General features: G+C 39.6%; 19 protein-coding genes and 1 CRISPR repeat array (1 of these 20 cut by a window edge). Of the genes, 16 read left to right on the forward strand and 3 right to left on the reverse strand.

From position 1 onward, the window contains the following. Nucleotides 1-2,832: direct repeats of the CRISPR family, unit length 37 nt; unit sequence GTTTCCGTCCCCTTGCGGGGAATAGGTGGTGTTTAAC; it begins 1,168 nt to the left of the window's first position. Between the two features lie 333 nt (nt 2,833-3,165). Both cas2 and cas1 read right to left on the reverse strand, forming a co-directional pair. Further along, on the reverse strand, nt 3,166-3,450 hold the full coding sequence (gene cas2 / locus A3775_RS22405) for a CRISPR-associated endonuclease Cas2 (RefSeq protein WP_066426863.1): 285 nt from the start codon (nt 3,448-3,450) through the stop codon (nt 3,166-3,168). A gap of 181 nt (nt 3,451-3,631) precedes the next feature. Beyond that, complete coding sequence (gene cas1, locus A3775_RS22410; protein ID WP_066382194.1) at nt 3,632-4,642, reverse strand: CRISPR-associated endonuclease Cas1; 1,011 nt, start codon at nt 4,640-4,642, stop codon at nt 3,632-3,634. A 172-nt stretch (nt 4,643-4,814) separates the two neighbouring features. Between cas1 and csx18 the strand changes: the two genes are divergently transcribed. The 15 genes from csx18 (at nt 4,815) to A3775_RS22485 (ending at nt 18,866) form a co-directional block, all read left to right on the forward strand. Next, entirely contained in the window at nt 4,815-5,126 is a 312-nt protein-coding gene (gene csx18, locus A3775_RS22415; RefSeq protein WP_066426864.1) for a CRISPR-associated protein Csx18, read from the forward strand. 254 nt (nt 5,127-5,380) lie between these two features. Then, nucleotides 5,381-7,726, forward strand: a complete 2,346-nt coding sequence (cas10, locus tag A3775_RS22420; RefSeq protein WP_066426865.1) for a type III-B CRISPR-associated protein Cas10/Cmr2 — start codon at nt 5,381-5,383, stop codon at nt 7,724-7,726. Beyond that, nucleotides 7,726-8,439 (forward strand): RAMP superfamily CRISPR-associated protein, encoded by a 714-nt coding sequence (locus A3775_RS22425; RefSeq protein WP_066426866.1) that lies wholly within the window; start codon nt 7,726-7,728, stop codon nt 8,437-8,439. The genes cas10 and A3775_RS22425 overlap by 1 nt, the downstream gene beginning before the upstream one ends. Further along, on the forward strand, nt 8,436-9,731 hold the full coding sequence (gene csx10, locus A3775_RS22430) for a CRISPR-associated RAMP protein Csx10 (protein ID WP_066426867.1): 1,296 nt from the start codon (nt 8,436-8,438) through the stop codon (nt 9,729-9,731). Before A3775_RS22425 ends, csx10 begins: the two co-directional genes overlap by 4 nt. After that, nucleotides 9,728-10,141: a hypothetical protein gene (locus A3775_RS22435; protein WP_066426868.1), complete on the forward strand. Its 414-nt coding sequence runs from the start codon at nt 9,728-9,730 to the stop codon at nt 10,139-10,141. The genes csx10 and A3775_RS22435 overlap by 4 nt, the downstream gene beginning before the upstream one ends. Before the next feature lie 31 nt (nt 10,142-10,172). Beyond that, the gene (locus tag A3775_RS22440; RefSeq protein ID WP_066426869.1) at nt 10,173-11,306 is read left to right on the forward strand and encodes a putative CRISPR-associated protein; all 1,134 of its coding nucleotides are present in this window, start codon (nt 10,173-10,175) and stop codon (nt 11,304-11,306) included. A 74-nt stretch (nt 11,307-11,380) separates the two neighbouring features. Then, nucleotides 11,381-12,241 carry a CRISPR-associated RAMP protein Csx7 gene (csx7, locus tag A3775_RS22445; RefSeq protein ID WP_066427036.1) on the forward strand — a complete coding sequence of 287 codons (861 nt, stop codon included), beginning with the start codon at nt 11,381-11,383 and terminating at the stop codon, nt 12,239-12,241. Between the two features lie 76 nt (nt 12,242-12,317). After that, entirely contained in the window at nt 12,318-13,262 is a 945-nt protein-coding gene (locus A3775_RS22450) for an RAMP superfamily CRISPR-associated protein (RefSeq protein WP_066426874.1), read from the forward strand. Then, a complete protein-coding gene (locus A3775_RS22455; RefSeq protein WP_066426876.1) occupies nt 13,259-13,771 on the forward strand; it encodes a hypothetical protein in 513 nt (170 codons plus the stop codon). The genes A3775_RS22450 and A3775_RS22455 overlap by 4 nt, the downstream gene beginning before the upstream one ends. A gap of 1 nt (nt 13,772) precedes the next feature. Beyond that, the gene (locus tag A3775_RS22460) at nt 13,773-14,828 is read left to right on the forward strand and encodes an RAMP superfamily CRISPR-associated protein (protein WP_066426878.1); all 1,056 of its coding nucleotides are present in this window, start codon (nt 13,773-13,775) and stop codon (nt 14,826-14,828) included. Next, nucleotides 14,828-15,475: a hypothetical protein gene (locus A3775_RS22465; RefSeq protein ID WP_231867063.1), complete on the forward strand. Its 648-nt coding sequence runs from the start codon at nt 14,828-14,830 to the stop codon at nt 15,473-15,475. Before A3775_RS22460 ends, A3775_RS22465 begins: the two co-directional genes overlap by 1 nt. 415 nt (nt 15,476-15,890) lie before the next feature. Then, complete coding sequence (locus A3775_RS22470) at nt 15,891-16,118, forward strand: hypothetical protein (protein WP_066426880.1); 228 nt, start codon at nt 15,891-15,893, stop codon at nt 16,116-16,118. Next, on the forward strand, nt 16,115-16,618 hold the full coding sequence (locus tag A3775_RS22475; RefSeq protein ID WP_066426883.1) for a hypothetical protein: 504 nt from the start codon (nt 16,115-16,117) through the stop codon (nt 16,616-16,618). Before A3775_RS22470 ends, A3775_RS22475 begins: the two co-directional genes overlap by 4 nt. A gap of 7 nt (nt 16,619-16,625) precedes the next feature. After that, nucleotides 16,626-17,036, forward strand: coding sequence for a hypothetical protein (locus tag A3775_RS22480; RefSeq protein WP_066426885.1), 411 nt, complete (start codon nt 16,626-16,628; stop codon nt 17,034-17,036). Between the two features lie 579 nt (nt 17,037-17,615). Beyond that, complete coding sequence (locus A3775_RS22485) at nt 17,616-18,866, forward strand: family 3 adenylate cyclase (RefSeq protein ID WP_066382175.1); 1,251 nt, start codon at nt 17,616-17,618, stop codon at nt 18,864-18,866. A 562-nt stretch (nt 18,867-19,428) separates the two neighbouring features. On the opposite strand, the gene cas6 is transcribed toward A3775_RS22485, so the two are convergent. Further along, nucleotides 19,429-20,541 (reverse strand): CRISPR-associated endoribonuclease Cas6, encoded by a 1,113-nt coding sequence (gene cas6, locus A3775_RS22490; RefSeq protein WP_066426887.1) that lies wholly within the window; start codon nt 20,539-20,541, stop codon nt 19,429-19,431. Between the two features lie 423 nt (nt 20,542-20,964). Here cas6 and A3775_RS22495 point away from each other — a divergent pair, with 423 nt between their 5' ends. Beyond that, complete coding sequence (locus tag A3775_RS22495; protein ID WP_066382168.1) at nt 20,965-21,834, forward strand: DUF5895 domain-containing protein; 870 nt, start codon at nt 20,965-20,967, stop codon at nt 21,832-21,834. Nucleotides 21,835-21,937 lie beyond the last annotated feature (103 nt).

Raw genomic sequence — 21,937 nt, forward strand, 5'->3', positions numbered from 1 at the left:
AGGTGGTGTTTAACCAAGAATCTTATGCTGTAATTGCCGATGAGTCAGTACGTTTCCGTCCCCTTGCGGGGAATAGGTGGTGTTTAACCCTTGACCTTAAGGGATTCTTTGAGCACATGAATACTAACTTCCCTGAAGTTTCCGTCCCCTTGCGGGGAATAGGTGGTGTTTAACGTAAAAGAATTAGTTGCAGGTGAGTTAATTGAGATTGAAATTAGAAGTTTCCGTCCCCTTGCGGGGAATAGGTGGTGTTTAACCCTTCATTGGAGATGAAGAAAAATATGCTGCTATTAAAGAGTTTCCGTCCCCTTGCGGGGAATAGGTGGTGTTTAACGTAGGTATCTGGCAAGATATCATGGTGGAGGTTTTATGTTTCCGTCCCCTTGCGGGGAATAGGTGGTGTTTAACTCCCTAAATAGTGATTGGGAACTCGTTGGAAATAAAGGCAGACAGTTTCCGTCCCCTTGCGGGGAATAGGTGGTGTTTAACAAGGATATCAGGCTACTGAAGAAGTCTACTTACCCTACACTAAAGTTTCCGTCCCCTTGCGGGGAATAGGTGGTGTTTAACCAAGGAGAACTCACATGGTTGCTTTATTTCCTTTTATGTTTCCGTCCCCTTGCGGGGAATAGGTGGTGTTTAACAACTAATTCTGAATACGGGTGGAATTTCAAATTAGCGTTTCCGTCCCCTTGCGGGGAATAGGTGGTGTTTAACTTTCCAAATGCTACCTTCTTTATCAAGGATGGTTAAAATCTGTTTCCGTCCCCTTGCGGGGAATAGGTGGTGTTTAACGTATCCTGGGTACTCTCAACAATCTTTAACAGAGATTGAGTTTCCGTCCCCTTGCGGGGAATAGGTGGTGTTTAACAGTAAGTCTCCTAATGTATTTAATTACCTACAAAGTGTTTCCGTCCCCTTGCGGGGAATAGGTGGTGTTTAACCTGAAGAAACAGCAGAGTTATTGGCTACTTACTCTGCAAGTTTCCGTCCCCTTGCGGGGAATAGGTGGTGTTTAACCTGAGCTGAAGTGAAGCAGAACTATGCTCATAACAAAGGGAGAGTTTATATGAAGTTTCCGTCCCCTTGCGGGGAATAGGTGGTGTTTAACTTTGAGCAATTTATCCAGGACAGAACTCTCATTCTTAATGAGAGAAGTTTCCGTCCCCTTGCGGGGAATAGGTGGTGTTTAACCCAAGAAGTAATTCCCTCTGGAGTTGTACAACTCCGCCAAGTTTCCGTCCCCTTGCGGGGAATAGGTGGTGTTTAACAGGTTATTATATAGAAGAAGAATAAAGGAAAGAAAATATTGAGTTTCCGTCCCCTTGCGGGGAATAGGTGGTGTTTAACAGGTACAGAAAGTTCATGTGGAGATGTAGAGTTTGAGAGTTGTGGAGAGTTTCCGTCCCCTTGCGGGGAATAGGTGGTGTTTAACGATATGTTGCAGCTTGGCAGAGAAAAGATGGAGAAGTTACGTTTCCGTCCCCTTGCGGGGAATAGGTGGTGTTTAACACGTAGAATTCAATTAATGAAAGCTGCTTGGACAACTAAAGTTTCCGTCCCCTTGCGGGGAATAGGTGGTGTTTAACCCAAGGTGGAAAAATATGGCAAACTAAGCAGAGATGGAGTTTCCGTCCCCTTGCGGGGAATAGGTGGTGTTTAACGAAACTTAATGTGCCAACCTCTTACTGATGCTTATATTGCTTGTTTCCGTCCCCTTGCGGGGAATAGGTGGTGTTTAACATTAGAGATGAAGATGCTATGGACTCCATATATCTAAGTAAAGTTTCCGTCCCCTTGCGGGGAATAGGTGGTGTTTAACTATTTACCGTCATCTCAAAGACAATCCTATTACCTATAAGGAAGCGTTTCCGTCCCCTTGCGGGGAATAGGTGGTGTTTAACCTGGACAAGGGGGGAAGTGTTAGTAAACTACCTATTTCCTTGTTTCCGTCCCCTTGCGGGGAATAGGTGGTGTTTAACACAATTCCTTGATTCTTTGTGACCTTGACATTACCTCGTTTCCGTCCCCTTGCGGGGAATAGGTGGTGTTTAACTGTACTCACTACCAAATCTTTTTTCAGCTACAAAGTCTTGGGTTTCCGTCCCCTTGCGGGGAATAGGTGGTGTTTAACTGTTTAGTATCCCTGGTGCTGTTGGATACGAATACATCCAAGTTTCCGTCCCCTTGCGGGGAATAGGTGGTGTTTAACTACTCAAAACACCACTGTTGCTCAATTACAAGCTCAAGTAGCTGTTTCCGTCCCCTTGCGGGGAATAGGTGGTGTTTAACGCTAAAGACTCCTGGCAATGGCTAAAAGATTACTGTCAAATCAAGTTTCCGTCCCCTTGCGGGGAATAGGTGGTGTTTAACGACTTAGAACAATTTCCTTTTCTCCCTGGTAGCAACTATGTGTTTCCGTCCCCTTGCGGGGAATAGGTGGTGTTTAACTGCCAAGGATGCCGAACGATTCGTAAACCTGTACGAACAGTTTCCGTCCCCTTGCGGGGAATAGGTGGTGTTTAACACCAGAAGATTATGAGGAAGCCTTAGCAGGCTACACAAAAGTTTCCGTCCCCTTGCGGGGAATAGGTGGTGTTTAACTAGTAACGGAAGTTCCTATCCCTAAGTCTGTTAATATAAGTTTCCGTCCCCTTGCGGGGAATAGGTGGTGTTTAACTGTTCATGATTAATCCTCTTGATGACATTGTATTAGAGGTTTCCGTCCCCTTGCGGGGAATAGGTGGTGTTTAACTTTGATTTCCTTGCTAGTGAAAAACCTAGCTTCCTCCAAAGTTTCCGTCCCCTTGCGGGGAATAGGTGGTGTTTAACCCTACCCTGTGGAAACTATTGATGTATTTGGTTTTCAAGGTTCAGTTGCGCCGAGCTACGGATAAGACAATGTGACTTAAAGTATCCGTACTCAAATTTTTAAGCTGCTTTCGTTAAAATTCAGCCTTATAGGTAATATAAACGAAAAAGCTGAAGTAGTCAAGGTGAAAAACCTAACTTTTCTTTTATTAACACAAGTTTACTTTTCCATAATCTTCATAACTCGCCGCGACAAATTAGCGGCTAAGTTTACATTCCGTTACAAATAGCCAAACACAAGCAAAATCATCAACTTCAGGCTGTAAATTGCTACCAGAAATGCGACATTAAGCTTTACAAAATTAAATAATCCGGCGGTTCGTAAGGAGGCTGACTTCCATAAACTCGTGTTTCCTGTTTTGCTGTTGCATCAAGGGGATAAATTCTCAAACTGTCTTCATTCAATTTCAATGTGGGTAGCCAACGCTTCTCTAACAGAGAACTCAAAGTAGACTCATCCAAAGGACACTCAAACACGGAATACTGGACTCTTTGACAGCGTTGTTCTAGCAACTTTGCCAACTTAGTCCGCCGCTTGTCGTCAGGAATGTCATAACAAACTAAATACAGTTTTGGCATTAATTTAACTTTCCCCAGAATTCATCTTATGTTGGTAGTAAAGACTTTTAGTCTTTGATGTCTATCTCAAAAGGACTAAAGTCCTTACTACAAACCTGTAGGTAACAAAAAGCAGCAATCTCTAAAAGAGTCTTTGATGTCTATCTCAAAAGGACTAAAGTCCTTACTACAAACTATGTCGTCATTTAATAACAAACGGCTCATAATCTAAACTCGACTCTACCAAACAGCGTCCTAAACTACGGGCTTGTTCAAGTAAAATTTGACTCAAACTTAACTGACGGTTTTGTGGCGGATAAAGCACCGACGTGCGAAATCTCCTTTCTAACTCACCCAGTAATAACTTTTTCGCCATAGTTCCTAACCAAATCCCCACACCATCAGGTGAAGGTTGAAAATCTTCTGGTGTTAATAAATCGGACTGAATCAGAGAAATCACTGATTGGTCTACCGCCACAGGTCGAAATTCTTCCATCAAATCTAATACTAAATTGGGACGATAAGGTTCAATAGCGTGAAAAAATCCCAAATAGGGGTCAAGTCCCGCCTGAACACAAGCCGCAAACACCCGCGCCAATAAAACCCCATATCCCCAACTCAGCAAAGCATTAATCGGATCTAGGGGTGGGCGGCGATTACGTCCGCAAAAATTCCACTCAGTAGGAAACCAATGTTTCAATGCTTGATAATAAGTACGAGCGCAAATTCCTTCTACTCCCATGATTTCGTTACGATTCAGAGGCGTTGTAGTGTTGCTTAACTGGGAAGCATAGGCACTAATTAAATCTATCGCCTCTGTTAATTCGCTAATTTGTCCTTTGGTAGCACGGTTGCGTCGTTGTAGCAGCACTCGTTGGTTACGAACTTTACCCATAACTAATTTTTGTGCTAACGCCATCCCAAAAGTAGTTTCTACAGTTCGATATTGCGCTAGGCGGATAGTTGGGTTAGTAGAAAATTGTCCTTGCAGACGACCGCGAAATTGTCCATCTTGACGGAGAAATATTGTTTCAATACCCCGGTCTAGTAATAGGGATATGACTACATCTGTTAATTGTACTCCGGGTAAGACTACAACCAGTGTCAATTCCGCCAAGCGACAATTTGTAGACTGTTGCTGTTTGACAATCACTAAGGATTCATTGCGATAGCGGACAATTGTTCCAGCTTCAGTTAGATATAAAGTAGTCACGTCGCTGCACTCCGAATTCAAAATTTAAAATTTTTGCATTAAAGAATTCTGGGAAAACATCGCCCCTGCTCAAGAGTTTCTTTGTCTTTCTTCCATATTCCCCTATGCTGGAAGACCCCATTTCCAGGTGGGTGTAAAATAATTTCATCGTAATTTACGAGACGGGGAAAACATGGTGTCTACATCTGGAGTTAAGAAGCTGATACGATATCGTAGTTGGATTGTGGCGGTAGTGAATGCAGCAATTACCTGGGTAATTTTGATTATTGCCCCTCTGGGTTTGTTCGCGGTGATTAGTTGTACTGTGGGGGTATTTTTAGCTAGCTTACTTGTTGGTGAGATATGCGACAGGCTTTTATTCCAACTTTTGCGTAACCTCAAACGCGATGTCATGGAAGCTAGACGCGATACAGATAACCTAGATATGGGACTTTCTGCATATCTCGACTTACCCACACAGCAAAACCAACAAGAAGATAGATGAACATATTAGACTTTCGCTTAAGCAATTATTCGATACATGAAAATTTGTAATATCAGATGCGAATTATGCGATTATCTGCTAATAATATTTATGTTCTACTTAATAAGTATGACATCCATTATTAAGTAATTTTGCGGTTGCAATATTAGTTGTTACATAAATACACGGCTGTTTGTGGTTTTTATTTAAACAGGTAAGATTTCCTGAAAACAAGTAAATATTGCTTGATAGAACATTCTAAGATTGCCAAGTATATGACAAATTCTCAAAAAAACATTTCCATAGCCATTAGCTGGTGTTTAGCCTGGGGTGATGAACGTACACCGCAATTTGATTTACCTGTGTTACAGCAAATGCGTCAGGATTTGATTACAGGAAAAGACGCACCAGAACAGGTGCAAGAGTTAGTTAAACAGGTGGAGAAGTTACAAGGTATTGATGAAAAGTATTTTCCTAGAACTCTTGATGAATTAAAGAGTGATTATCCTGAGTTATGGAATCAAAATACTCGCATTGGCTTAGTTTATGGTGGTGCGACTAAGATTAAACAATATGTGTTTGAATCATCTAAGCTTCCAGATATTCGCGGGGGTTCAGCACTGCTGGATAGAATTAACTTAGTTGATTTACCTGCTTTTTTTAAATGCGAAACTCATCAAGATTATCCTCAGTGTCAACGGGCTAAAGATTACTGTGAGAACGAAGTGAGAACAGAATGGTTAGATAAACCTGAAAATTTCCCCGAACTTTCACAAGCACTGATTCCCGAATTAATCATTTATTCTACAGGTGGAAATATCTTAGCTTTTTGTCCTGCTGCTTTTGTGGATGATTTAGCTAACGCCATTGAGAAACGCTACACTGAAGAAACTTTAACTGCTAACTCCTGTGCGGTTGGGGATACATTTAAGTTACTAGAAATCAAATTCGGTCTATTGCCAAATGTGATTGATGATGATACATTTTGGCTAGAAAAATATTCTAAAAATCTAAAAAACCCATTAATCGAAGCTTACTTTGAACAGGCTGATACATCACCAGAAGAAGCTTTTAAAGAACGGAAAAACTTTAATGAATTAGCTGGGAGGTTAGCATCTTTATTTAATCAACGGCGGAATGGTAATATTTTGGCTGGAAAAGATAGACCATTGCGTTGTTATCCGCCGATGTTTGAAACCCATCCTTATATAATACGAGATGAAGGCGATCGCCGTTCGGCTGTAATGCAAGCGAAAGAACTTCCTAATGCACCTTGGTTTTCTGAAGCTTCCGCACGTAAGCGATTAGTCGGACAGATATCTAAACGAGAAAAAACTTCTCAAAGCTGGTACTATGACGCTGGTTTTAGTTGGACACCAGGTAGTCAAGAAGCTGTTGAAACTTGGGTGAATAAATTTGAAGCTTTTCAGCATACAACACCACATAGATATTATGGTAAAGTGCGAGCAGAAAATATTCACCCTAGCAGAGTTAAAGAAGCAATTTCTGTCAGAGAAATTGGGGATGCTAGTAAACCTAAAGGTTTTGTAGCTTATATCTACGCAGATGGTAATAACATGGGTGGTTACATCCAGAAAAAAATTAAAAACCCAGAAACTTATCAAAAATTTAGTCGAGATATTTTTGACGCGACGGAACAATCTGTATATGTAGCTTTAACAGAACATCTCGAACCCCATAAATTAAGTCCACATTTACAAGCTGAAAGAAATAGCAAAGATGAAGTTTGGATTCACCCCTTTGAAATTCTAACTATTGGTGGTGATGATGTGATGCTGATTGTACCAGCCGATAAAGCATTAGCTATTGCTAAGACTATTGGGGAAGAATTTGAAAAAATACTTTTAAAAAAAGGTACGCGTTACGAAATTAATGAAAGCTATGATTTTAAATCGATTCATCGTTATCAAGACAAAGAACATACGTCTCCTTCCAAGCAATGTGTGCTCAGTATGTCAACAGGTGTATTAATAACGGCGGAAGACACACCAATATATTATGCAGAAAAGCTGACAAACCAATTACTAAAATCAGCTAAAAAGCAAGCAAAAGAATTAAAAAAACATGGTTACTATGGCGGAACAGTTGACTTTTTGGTAATGAAATCAGTTACAATGATTTCATCTAATATTAACGAGTTTCGCGCCAACGGATTAACTAAAACTGTAAATCGTCAGCAAAAACTCAAGTTGTATGCTGCACCCTATACACTACATGAACTTGGTGGATTATTAGCAACCGCTAAGGCTTTAAAAGATGCAGAATTTCCCAAGTCTCAACTTTATCAAATCCGCAGTTGGCTTGAGCAAAGCAAACAAACAGCCATGCTCAATTATCTCTATTTCCGAGCGCGGTTGAGTAACAAAAGCTCTCAAGATTTGTTAAGAAAACAATTTGAAGACGCATGGTGTAAACCTAAAAATCCAAATAATACAGGAAATCTCGCGCCTTGGATGTCTTTAAAAGAAGAAACAGACAAACCAGAAGATACAGTCACCTATGAAACTATCTGGCGAGAGTTAGTAGATTTATATCCTTTTATTGAAGACTCAAAGAATAAACCCAATCCTGCCAAATCAGAGGAGGGTGTATTGCAATAATGATTACTTTAAAAAACTTACCCCCAAATCAAATCCAAACTATTGAACTCAAAGCCGTAATTGATACAGCTTTGTGTGTGGGTGCTGGTGGTTCAGATGGTTCTCTTGCAGATAAACCCATAGTCCGCAATGCTAAAGGACAATTACTAATTCCCGCTTCCCAACTCAAGGGAAGACTGCGCCATGAATGCGAAAAAATAGCTAGGGGTTTAGGATGGCTAATCTTTGATTCACCCAAAGCTGAAACCCTTTGTCCAAAAGAGGAACAAGTAGATAGCCGATTTTTAGAAGAATATCAAGTAGAGGGTTACAAAGGTTATCACTGCTTAATTTCGCAGATATTTGGTAATCCTGTACTGCCATCTCGGATAATTGTTGATGACTTGATTTGTCCTATAGAAAAAGATGATTTACCAGAAGTATTACGCCCTGGTGTTACTATTAACCGTCGTCGTCGCACCTCAGAAGAAAAGAAACTTTATTTTCTAGAGACTTCCCCAGCTAATAATCAGTTGGAATTTATGGGACACATTCATTTATTACCAAACTGTCCCCCCCAAACTAAACCCTTAATTTTAGCAGGATTGCGACATATTCACGCCCTTGGGGGAAGCAAATCTGCGGGGTTGGGTTGGCTGAGTTGGGAAGGGTTGGAAACTCTAGCAACAGATGATCAAACCTGGGAAACGCTACTACCAAAACCAAAGTCATGAAGCGGATTAAGTTAAAGATTACAGCATTATCACCATTAGCGATCGCCGGACAAAAACCCGGTTCTGTGAGTGTAGCCGAAGATCATATTCCTGGTTCTGTGATTAGGGGTGCATTAGCATCTCAAATCTTACAACTTTCCCATCAACAAACACCAAGAATTACAGACAGAAACCTAGCAACAGGTGGCGGTGATTTTGAAGCATTATTTTTAAGTGATGAACCCGCAATTTTTCAGAATGGTTATCCAGCCATAGCTAAATCTGATTCTATTTCCAAAGTGGTAACTGATACTCAAGTGATGGTTTTACCAGCCACAGCAGTCAGTTCTAAAACAAAATCTGGGTTTAAATCCAACAAAGGTAACGGAGTTTTTGATACTTTAATTGACCGTTTTTGTGCAGAGGCTTATAATTATCCTTACGACCCTAGTGATCCCAAATCTCTAAAAGACAAGACTGATGCACGAGTTGAACCATACAGTGGGTTTTACAGTTGTCAAGATGGCAAATATCGCAGTCATTCTGTTAGCACCCGCTTTCTAACACGAGTGGGAATTAACCGCCGTCGTGCAACATCAGAAGAAGAAATTCTTTACAGCATAGAAGTTTTAAATGAGTCATTTGTTGAAAATCCTAAAGAGAAAAATTGGCATCCTGTTGTTTATCAAAGTGCGATTTTAGTTAAAAATGAAGAGTTAGCTAAATCTTTAACAAATTTTATTGACAACAATCCTCTGTTATTTCGGTTAGGTGGTGCGACATCAAGAGGTTTAGGTAAAGTTAAAATCGAAGCGACACTTGAAGATGCTGTTCCAGATGTTGAACAGAGAATTACTGAATTTAACGAACAATTAAAACAGCGTTGGCAACTTTGGTCAGTTTTTGGTAAACCAGACAATAATGTATTAGAAAATCGGAAATATTTTACTATAGATTTACAATCTGATGCCATTCTTACCGAAAATTGGCGACGCACCACAGTGATTTCAGAAAAGATGCTTCAGCAGTTCGCAGGATGTGATGATATTCCTTTAAAACTGCATACAGCATACAGTAGCTATAACTATCGTTCAGGCTGGAATGCTGCGTGGGGATTGATGAAAGATATAGAATTAGTCACTAATAGAGGTGCGGTTTATTTATTTAGTGTAGATAAAGAACATGAGAAAATAGCGATTGATAAACTAAAAGAATTGGAACTGAAAGGAGTAGGCGATCGCACCTGCGAAGGCTTCGGACAAGTACAAATTTGTAATGAGTTTCATGGTGTATTTAGAGAGGATGCAAAATGAGTGATTTATCAGAACAGCAGAAACAACTAAAAATCCAAAAAGGTATCCGCCAAGCTGAAGATGATTTAGTTATCTGGATTCAAGAGGCTTTAGATAAAAAGCAATCTTATGGTGATTTAGAAGAATCTCAATTTCGTAACTTAGTGCGCGTTGCTGAGACAACAGACAGTGCAGAAGTCATTAAAAACTTCTTGCGATATCAAGTAGGACGTGATAAGAAGTGGGGAAAAGGTACAGGTTCTTTAGCAGAGAAAATAGTTGAAGATATCGATAAGAATATCAAAAAAAATGCTCAAATAATAGCAGATTGCTGTGAAGCAGACTATAAACCAATTTGGCTAGAACTAATCCGCCGTTATTTAGGCTACGGCGCACGCTATTTGAAATACAAACGTGATGGTGCAGCTTAACGATTGATTTAAGGTGACAGGAAGTAAAAATATGCGTCGAATCATTATCTCTACTATTGGAACTAGCTTATTAACTAATCAAATCAAGCGGGGTGATCAGGCTGAACAAGATTGGTATAATCAACTGAGAGATACAGCTAACTTTACACTAGAAAATACCCCTAAAAACGTTATATCAATAATTGAAACTCTCAAAAATAGGGCTATTCAAAAGCTTGAGCAAAGTTCAATACCTCAGATTCGTTTAGCCAGTGCAGAACTCAATGGAATTTATGGATTGTATAACAACCAACTACAGGAAGGAATACAAGATATTAATTGGTTAATTTCCACCGATACCGCACAAGGAAAAGCCACTGCGGAAATTGTCAAAGAATTTCTCAGACAACAAGGATTAGTTAATAGCAGTATTTATACACCTAGTGGACTTTCGACAGCTAGCACAACAGCATTTGCAGAAGGAATAGATGATTTATTGGTATGGTTAAGAAAAGAAATTATACCTTTGAAAGATAGCTACAGAATTTGTTTTAATCTTGTTGGAAGCTTCAAGAGTTTACAAGGCTATCTAAATACAATAGGGATGTTTTACGCGCATGAGATAATTTATATTTTTGAAGGTAAAGAATCTAATCTAATTACAATCCCTCGTCTACCGATTAAAGTAGATGAATCTCTGATTGAACCGTATACTGTTCAGTTAGCTTTAATGGCTGAAGGTGCAGGACTTTCTTTATCAGAAGTTACAGAAATCCCAGAAGCTTTAATTGGTGAATTTAATGGCAAGAAAGTTTTGTCTACTTGGGGTGACTTAATATGGGATGAGTCGAAAGATAACTTATTATCTGGTAACTTATTAGAATTTCCCAGACTGCATTATACAGACACATTCCGAGCCGATTACAACAGAATTACAGATAGTACAAAAAAAGTACAACTTCAACAAGACCTAGCGAAAGTTTCGGGTTTATTAAAAGAATCTGATGGAGATACTAGCGTACTTTTCCAAGCAGTAGACTATACCCGATATAAAAATTCTAATCAGATTGATCATTTTCGCGTCAACCGCAGCCTAAGAATTAGCTGCAAAGTTATAGAAGGAGGTATTTTATCTCTACGATACTATGGAACTCACGACCATGTTCAACGAAGTGAAGGACTGTAGAAAACAGCATTCTCTCTGCGCCTCTGCGCCTCTGCGTGAGGAAATTACATACTAATTCACCAATGCAAAATTTTATGTTTGACACATTTAAAAATCGCCTAGAAATCACAGGCGTACTCACCACAATCACCGCCTTAAGAATTAGTGCAGGTCGTTCTAGTGAACCGATAGGCTCAGATTTACCTGTAATTAAAGATGCTTTAGGTCAACCATTAATACCAGGGTCTAGCTTTAAAGGTGCAATGCGATCGCGCCTAGAAAGTTTCCTTAGAGGTATTGTAGGTAATAATCGTAAATTAGTAGCTAATCCCGCAATTGAGGAAGAATGGTCAATTACCTCTCAGGAGATTAAGGAATTAAAAGTTAATTGCAATGATGACGAGACGTTAACTGAGGAAATTATCAAGCATACAGACTTAACCTCTCTTTTATTTGGTTCACCCTGGATAGCTAGCAAATTTCAAGTCCGGGATTTAAGAGTAGTACCCAATACATGGTTTGGACAATATCAAGAAAGAGACGGCGTAGCTATCGACAGAGACACCGAAACCGCCGCAGACGGGAAACTCTACGATTTCCAAGTCGTTCCGGCTGGGACACAGTTTGAGTTTAAAGCGGTGGTGGAAAACGCCGCAGAGTATGAACTGGGACTGTTGATGATTGGGTTACACCAGTTTGAGACAGAACAGATACCACTCGGAGGCGGGCGATCGCGTGGCTTAGGTGTGGTTAAACTAGATATTAAAGAGATGCTTTGGTTTGACTATCCCGAAAATCAACCACAGTTATTACTAGACTATCTCAAAAAATTGGTTTTGGGAGATAAGACGGTCTACGAAGATGCACGGGAATTTAAAGACCATTGGGTACAACAATTAATAGATTATCTTAACAGCCAAGTATCTCATAAAAGTAATACTGAAGTTAAGAAGTAAATATGTCTCTTGATATTTACAAATCCATCGGTGAACTTATCCAAGCATTTAAATATCTTAGCAAATAAATCCAGTCATGCACAAAAGATTTATTAATCACTGCACCATTGATTTAACCATCATCCCAGACGGGCCGATTCTGATCAAATCAGGTAAAGAAGGCGCAGACCCTACAAAACCTGATATGGAATTTGTGGAAACCTATCACGCTGGGGGACGTTCCATATATTTACCAGGAAGCAGTTTAAAAGGAGCAATTCGCGCTCATGCAGAACGTATAGTTAGAACAATTGGTGATGAAAAACCCAACGCTAAAAACTTACCTTGGGCTAATAATCCATTAAATGATAACTATGATTATCTAGAGAAAAAATCAGCCCCAGAAATTTACAAATTATCCTGTTTTACAGACCAAATTTTTGGCAATACTTCCATTGCTAGCAGAATCAGAATTGAAGATGCTCATCCAGTTGACAGCAAACAGGTGAAAGTTGAAGAACGCAACGGAGTAGCAATTGATAGAGTTTTTGGTTCTGTAGCAGTCGGGCCGTTCAATTATCAAGTCTGTACGGCTGGCGAATTTAAAACTAAAATCCATCTCAAGAATTTTACTTTAGCGCAATTAGGCTTAATTGGTTTAGTATTGCGAGACTTAAATGATGGTTGGTTTGGTTTAGGTTTTGCGAAATCTCGCGGTTTGGGTACTGTGCAAGTTAAGTTAAATCAAGCCGTTGTTCAGTATCCTGGTTGTATGTTATCAGAAGATAAACAACAAATTCATACTTTTGGTAGTGAGCAAGAATGGAATAAAACCTTACTCCTAGGTGTGGGGGAATTTTTACAAACTGAAGAAGCAAAATTATATGGTTTCTCCAAACCAGACAATCAAGATACACCAGTCGCAGCCCAAGAAATGGATTTAGGTTTTGGTGTACAACTAACTTGGCGGGAAGGAACAGTTAACGATTTATTTGAGCGTTGTGTTAGGTCTTGGAGTCAGTTATTAGGGGTGTCTAAATGAAACCTTTTGTTGGTGTTAAAGAAGCTTTACCACGGACACAGTTACTAGAGTTAATTAAAAAATTTTCCACAGAATCTAGTTACTATTTTTGGCGTTATAGTCACCAAGTTAGCGGAATTAAAGAACAACCACCTACCAATGATGATTTCCCCATGCTTGAGGGACAAATATTCAATAATCATTTTGAATTGCGGTGGAAGCAAAAATATCGAGATAATTATGAAGTGCTACTGCTGACTATTACTGATAATTATGATAATTTCCAGCCCATTGGTAAAAGTTGGCGAATAGAACCGCAAAATTATGATAACTTTCCATCTTACGCCTATCCTGCTTATGGTTATGGTCTTGATAAAACTCGTTTTCCTAAAGAATTCAGTTATCCCAAAAGTTTAGATATTCGAGTAAATGAAGATAAGAAAAACCAACCAAAATTAGGTCAACGTTACTTTATTGATAACGAAACTTCCACCGTGCAATTTGTGGCTTTAACTGTAGAGGTAAATTAACATGACAAGAACTCCTCCCCCACCGCCAAGAAAACCGACTCCTAGAGATACATCTAACCCGGAATTCTCACCAAAGCCTTATGAATTCGTGTCTTTCCCTCCAGAACGCCCTAACTTACAGCGTCCTGTGGGACATGATAAATATTGGAGCGATCGCCTACATGGTACACTCTACCTAACCCTGAAAGTGCAGACATCTCTGCACATCTCCACCGGGATAGTTGCAATGGGAAGCGACATTGGTAGTAACCGCATCCCCCTAATTAAAACAATGGTGCAGGGTGTTGACCAAAAACTCTCAATTCAAGGTAGTTCTCTCAAAGGTTGCATCCGTTCTGTATATGAAGCAATTACCAATAGTACATTAGCAGTTGTTACTTCTAAATATAACAAAGAAAATAAGTATCCCAAAGAACGCCTACCTTGCTCCAACAAAGAACAACTTTGTCCAGCTAGTCGGGTATTTGGTGCATTAAATTGGCAGGGTTTGCTAGATTTTAATGATGCTAAGTGTGAAAGCATCGGCTTTACCACTGGATTTATGCCTTCTTTATATCGTCCCCGACCTGACCAGAGTAGTGCATATTTTGTTAGAGGTAAAGTAGCAGGACGTAAGTTTTATTATCATACCATTAGAGCCATTGATAAAGGACAAAATTCTGGGGTTGCTGTCCAACAAGCCGGGAAAGAATATACTTTTAAAACTCAATTACACTTCAAGAACTTACTACCAGAAGAATTAGGAACTTTGTTGATTATATTAGGACAAGATAGCAAATATCCTCTAGCTTTAAAAGTCGGTGGTGGTAAACCCATCGGTATGGGAACAATGACAGTAACTATAGATAAAATTCAACGTCCCCAAAGTTTAAAACAGCGTTACTCATCTTATGAAATCAGCGATTCCGAGGAACTTACAGGAGATAAATTAGCACAATTTAAACAGGAAAAGATTCAAGCTGCACACTCACGCCTTGTGCAGAAACAACAGCTAGAAGAACTGACAAAAGTGCTACGCTACCCAACCGACCGCGAACCACCATCAGGGATGTATTAATGATGACAATAAGTGAATCTACCTCGGAAACTCTCACAGATAGACAGTGGGAAATTGCCCATGCGATCGCTCTAACTTTAGTCAAAGAAGATACTGATGTCAACGAGTTAGGAAAAGCTGTTGCCTATCTGCGTGCTTATAGTAATAGAGAAGATGCAACTTCCAGATTTTTTAAGTATTTAAAAACCTTAGTAAGTAATGGTAGGCAAATAGGACACAGTAAAAAAACTACAGACTATTACATTAGTATTGATAAAGCTTGTAGCGATTATCTCAAAAATATTAGTGATGCCTATACCATCCTGCAAATTTTAGGTTGGGTATCTCGCCTGATGCGTTATTACAAAGACGCAGGTGTTCCCATTGGTGAAATTGCTACTCCCACCGCACCACCTGTAGAGTCAGCACGTCAAGCGGAAATTGCCAAGGTTGCTAAATCTCAGGATTTCAAAGTTGATCAGATATTAGATGCAACAGTTACCAAAATTAATGGTAACAAGGTCACGTATGAAATTTTGGGGACAATTAAGTTAACTGAGAAAGAACCTAAAAAAGCAAGTTCTCTGCAAGAAGGGCAGACGGTTCAAGTGACAATCGTGGCTCTCAAGGATGATGGAAGTATTAAAAATGTTAAGTGTGCCAACTAAATAAGCATATTTTTTCTCATCGCACAATAGATTGATGAGTTAGTAATGTTACAATCTATAGTAAAACTAACTTAAGGAGTTCATTCTATATGAATGAGTCAAGGACAAGCTTTAAAATACTGGATTGCTACTCTGCATCGATGGTTTCTGAGTCTTTCAAACAACAGTCTTGTTCTTTCATTGAGTATCAAATCACAAAAATAGTGATAGTTGCTCAGTCAACCACTCAACTGTCAAAAGCCACACCCTTAAAAGGGTAGCTTGCAGCTTTTAGAGATGAACTGCTTTATTGGCAAGCTCTACTCAACGTAGGTATGCCTTAAAATAAAGGGGATTGCTAAGATGATTGCCTACTGGCTGAATTTTGGCTCCCCTGTTTATATAAATTAAAGACAATCAGGTGAAAGAACAATTCATGAGTGAGGAAAACAGAAGCAAGGTATATTTAGTTACAGGTGTACGTGTAGCAGTTGATGAGGAGCATCGGATTTTAATAGCAGGAATGCTCTCGGAAACTCCATTTAGTGATGGTCAGCAAGACTCAGCATCACCAGCAAATCCCATATATAATTTTGCGTTTACTCGTCAACACGCCGCCTTTCTAAGAGATCGTCTAGATGAATTTTTAAAGGAAGAGGAATGATTGTAAGCAGGAACTCAAAAGAAGCTCAGGGTTTAGTACCCATCTTTAAGACTAATACGACATGGAGTAAAGTTCGTTCATCAGACTTACGCTTAATTCAGTCTGACACATCAACCAGCCATCAAATAGTCACCAAAATACAAAAATTAGTCCAAAAATTAGCTGAATTTCCTCAAGTAAAACGAGTGAGAGCTATAGCTTTAAAATACCCAGACCTTCATAATATTGATTTTGAAGTAGAGTTGTTGCCGGAAGTTGAATTATCCTATCAATCCTGGGAACAGTTACAAGAGATAGTAATTGACTGTGAATGGAAGCTACGGGATAACTCTGGTGAAAAGTGGTATTTTCACTCTGAAGTAGTAAATCAGCTGTCTCCAGTTCGTGACACTACCAAGGTAATTGTTGATTCGCATAATAGACCACAGGTAGGCATACAAACTTGGTCAAGTCCTTCTCTCAAACTGGTTAATCATCAATCACTTCTAGCAACATTTTGAGAAGAAAATGACTTGCGATCGCTACCTTGAACAAGCAAAAATCAATGAACAAGCAGCACGTAGTATACAGCAGAGTTATCCTGATTGGGCAGTAACTATGTGCTTTTATGCAGCGTTACACTTGATAGAACATTATGCTTGTATTAAGGGGTTTGATATAGAGCAATACAAAGAACAAGATCAAGAATCTCGCCATACGACTCGCCGGAAATATGTAGATGACCTTGCCGTACAATTACGGAGCCGAAATTTACGTATAGCTTATACATACTTAGAACAAGAGAGCCGCAAAGCTAGATATCTAAAAGATATAACTACCAATGCAAAATTGTATTACACTAAACATAAAGATAAGGTTACTGAATCGTTTGAAAATCTACGAAAAATCAAGCAACTTTTAGGTACTGATTTATCTTAATCCCCGCAAGGGGACGGAAACTTACATTCGTCATATGCTGAGTTACAATCTAGTATTTGGACTAGATTTGCTGCATTAAAAGACGGAATATTAATCCGTGAGATGCTGGATGATTAGACTAATTAGTCTCCCATCTCTCTTCCCCGCAAGGGGACTAAAACTACAAACCAATCTCAGACAGGCTTTCAAGCTAGCTTGACGATGAAGGGAAGATATGAAAACAAAATCTTTTAGCGAATTGTAAAGGCAGATGACACCTGAGCGCAGGGCAAAGAATGAAACCCGCGCTCAGATGATGCTGCTTTACATTAACCTGATGGAACTGAAGCAGCCATTGGAACTTACACAGCAGAAGTTAGAAGATTAGAGAAGGACAAACAGTCAAAGTAAAAATACTTTCCCTAAAAGATTATAAAAGTATTAAAAGTGTCAGATGTCTTGATTGATAATAAGCAGCTTGTGATAGTGTAATATTTAACTTTTGCACTGTTGTTATATAGCTGCGGCTTCTCGTAGAGAGGATAACCCTGCGAGTGTAATTTGTCGTGCAGAAGTATAAATTTATCTGACTTGAAACAGATGACTAACAAATTCACTACAGATCAATATAATCCCGCCTTATTTGACATCACCCAAGACATTATCGGTGCTTTACCACTGACACTGATTAAACAGTGGTTATTGAGTGACCAAACCAAAGAAGCCACCTTAAAACTGCTAGAACCTTATAAAGTCAAAGGTTACAGCATATCTTCTGATTCTGCTGGACTGACTAAGCTAACCAAGCAAAAAGGCTTATTAGAAATTTTGGCAATCATTAACCAACCAAAAGAAATTGTCTACAGTGTTGGTACAGCCATAGGTGGTGAAGGTGTTGGTATTTGGGCTGCTGACAATACTCAAATGTTTTATCCTGCATCAGTCAAGCCTGAAACTCTTCTGTCTGCGTTGCTCACAATCCAACGTGAAATTAGCCAACGTTGTCAAATTAAAATTGGAATTGGCGCACACTATGGAGACTTTTATTACATCAACGGTGGTTTATATGGATTAGAAGCTGATGTCATTGAAGAAATTGCCGAAAATGAGACTGCGGGCGGTGAAATAGCTATCAGTCAAGCATTTTATGAACTCTTGCCAGAAAACCATAATTTCACTGTTACCCCAAAAAGCGAAGCAGTAACCGAAATCGGGAAGATTTTCTGTGTTTTAGACGGGCCAGGTTTACCAGAAATACCACCTTTAAATCCGAACTATCCCATTCCTTATTCTCAAGAATTTTATGCTGACTTATTAGAATATGGAAACCGCCTGACAGACACCACTTTTGCCAATCAGTTAGCCGATAAATACCTGCAAAACAAAGTAGTCGTTTTAGCTGAAAGGGGAACTCAAGAAGCTGAATACCATGAAATTGGAATGTTTACTAACTTGGCTCTGACAGCTGAACTGAAAGACACAGGATTGCAACTTCTAGAAAAGTATCATGGTGTGGAAGTTAAGGCAGTCGGTTCTATAGGAATTTATGTTTTTGATACAGCCGATACCGCACTCCAATTTTCTCAAGAATTACGTCAAAAACTAGCAGAACAAAATATTCCATCTCGTACAGGAATTGATGCTGGCTCTATTTTGCTTTTTGACTTGGCTGTTGGCGGTAAAGACATTGCTGGTAATCCAGTTAACGTTGCCTCGAAAATGGCTCAAGATAAAGGAGAATTTGGTAAAATATATTTGAGTTCCACTATGAAAACATTGGTGGATGTGAGCCAATTTAAAGAGATTACTTACACAGTTTCCGGTGTAGAAATTACCATCTACGAAACCTAGAATTACAGAGCTTACCCCAGTGTCACAACAAATTTAATTAGTTTGTAGTAAGGACTTTAGTCCTCTTTTAGAGACTTCCAGATAAAAAATATCCAAAATGTAGGGTGCGTCAGTACGAGAAACCCTAGCTATACCAAGAAAATATTCCTACTGACGCACCCTACTAACAGTCGATTTGGATAATTTATTTTTTGGTGTTCCCTTAACAACCCGATACTAACAAGCGTCGGGACTAAAGTCCGATCCAAAAAAGCTAACTAATGCTAACACGAGGTAGCTTTTTCTTCCTGCTTCATCCTGAAAGTGTCGGCACTACTCAGTCTACAGGCTTTAAGATCGGGTGGATCTCACCCTACTATTAAGTATTTAGGCTTGGTTATCACCTAAATACCTATCAATAATAGCACTGTTTATGCTCCCCTAGTCTCAAAATTGTCTAGCGAGCGGCTGGTTTTTCAGTGAATCAGTAGACATAAATCGTACTTAAATGTAAGCATTTGTTAGGTTTCGTTAGTAAAACACTAACTAGCTGTTAACCCTACTACGAACTGAAAAACCCTAACTATTCAACCTTTAACGCCCGTCGCGCCAACTTCGCGTAAGTCTTCACCGTTTCATAAGGTATTTGCAAATCTTCCGCCACCACTTGCAAAGACTCGCCCATTTCTCGCCGTGCCAAAATTGTCGCCCACTTTGACGCTATCTCAGAAGTTCGTTCTCCCCCAGTCCGCTTACGTTGGGCTGTGAATATCTCTGTTAACTCCTCAATTCTACTTGCCAGCAAACTTTCCACTTCTGGCACATCTGCAATAACTTGCAACGACCAACCCAAACGGGTTTGACCTAAGCCAAAGGTTGTTTTATGACCAGTACCACAATAAGCTGCTAACTTCCCTAAAGCATAAAGTAATTGACAAAATTCCGATTGCTCAACAGCCTCTTTAGTTAAACTAAATTCTACAGCACCCGTAAAACCTGTAACTGCGCCTTTCTTCCCTGCCAGGACTTTCATTGTAGCAATTTGGTGACGAGTAATGATCACATATTCATCTACCCATGCTAAAAATGTATCTTGGTTTACTGGCATTCCTGAAAAATCATTCCAACGACGGAGGTAGCTATGAAAGACATTCACGGGTACTGGTAAGGGTAGATGATGACCTTTGCGGCGAAAGCTAGTAGGACTGATAAATCTTAAACTGAGATTGTTCCCATGTTCAGCATTGAGTAATTGAGCATAAGTTGTAGGTGCAAGAACAACATTACAGGTGAGAATTTGCAAAGGTGCATTACGCAAACTTACCTCGGAAGGTAGGTTTTTTAGCCACTGTGCTAACCATTGCACCACTCTAGCTGATAATGCTGTCACATACCAGCGATAGGTTTGATTGGCAAATAATTTTAATTGCTTACCGCTACTAACTAATTCTCCATCCAACGCAGAGATAGTAAACGGTTTTTCTGACTCACCATCATGAAGATAAGCAGAAAGTTCTGGGTCTGTCAACCGTACTTGGTCGAGAAGCCAGGCATGGAGTCCAATTGTATACTGAGGGTAGACAGACACATCTACTTTAGTGACTAACTCAAATTCTAGTCCGACTAATTCCGTCTCTAGCGGCCAGTCGGAATTAGAAGTTGGTTGATTAACTTTGTTCTTTGCGCGACGCACCATTATGCAGCAGGTTGAGAGGATATTCGGAAAGTTTCGTGTTAAAACTGATTCTACTGTTGATTGTTGACTGTTGACTCTTCAGGACTTACGCAACTGGCATAATAGTAGGGTGCGTCAGATGTCAACAATCTGTTTATTGACAGCATTTAAACCGTCTGACGCACCCTACAAGACATATTTAGTGTGACACTTGCGTAAGTCCTACTCTCAAAGAATTTCTCCCTTGTCTACCTTGTCTACCTCTCCTAGTCCCCAGTCCCCAGTCCCTAAAATGAAGTTGTTAAAAAACAAAACAGAGATTGCAACTGAGATTGATTCTGCTTTAACCTGGAAAAAACAGTACGCCTGTTTGCTCAACTGACTTTCTAGCATCAGCGTCATACTGATAAAGTTGTATAGGAAATTACTATTGTGTCTAAAACGATGACAGCAGCTGCTAAGTTCGACTTTGAGGATGAAAAATTTAATGCGCCGCCTTCTCAAGTCATCCCCTGGTGTCAGATGATTAATCCTCGGTATGGCGCAGATGGTCTACAGTCCTACGGTTTAGCGATTAAGCTAGATAATGCTCAGGCTGTGGGTTTTCAGCCTGATGATAATTGGCAACAAGTAGAACATGAATTCAGTTCTGGGGTGGAAACAGTTTTTATGACTACTACTCCCCGAATAGTGATTGTGCGTCGGGGGCCTTTGTCGGTTAAAGACCGAGAAACGGGGATAAAATTAGGGACACTCAAAGAAAATTATGATGCGTTTTTAGCAGATAAATTAAAATTTAAAACCTTTACTCGTTACCTAATTTTCTTAGTAGGTAAAGATAAAAAGTTTTTACATGATTATCCTCTGCAATTAACTCTCAATGGTGCAGCCGGAGCGAGTTTTAGCAAGACCTACTGTGAATTTCAACAGGGCAAAATTGTCAGTGGTTTTGTGTCAGAGTTAGAAAGGGCTTATGCTTTATTCCGCAAGCAACCAATTACACCAAAAGGCCCTTTGTTTCATGCTCACGGAATTTTCTGCCCGATTATTGAGTGTGAAGAAAGAGGGATTGAACCAAATACAGTTTTGGTGGCTTCGACTGTAGATTATGAACATCCGACTGTGGCGACTTTAACTAATTACTTGATTGCTTCAGATTCACCAGAATCAGCAATGATTTGTAAAACCTTTGAAGATTACAAAGAATTTGCTAAGGAACCTGTGAGAACAGAAACGCCAAAAAATGGCATGGCGGGAGTTTCTAGTTCTTATATCTATCCCGATGAAGATGATTTTGGTTATCCCCCGTATTAGGGACTGGGGACTGGGGACTGGGGATTGGGGACTGGGGAGGCAGGGGAGATCATTTCCCAATAATTCTTGAATTTTGAATTTTGCGAAAAGTTCTGTAGGCGGG

Source organism: Anabaena sp. 4-3, from assembly GCF_001597745.1.
In the GTDB taxonomy this organism is placed as follows: Bacteria; Cyanobacteriota; Cyanobacteriia; order Cyanobacteriales; family Nostocaceae; genus Trichormus.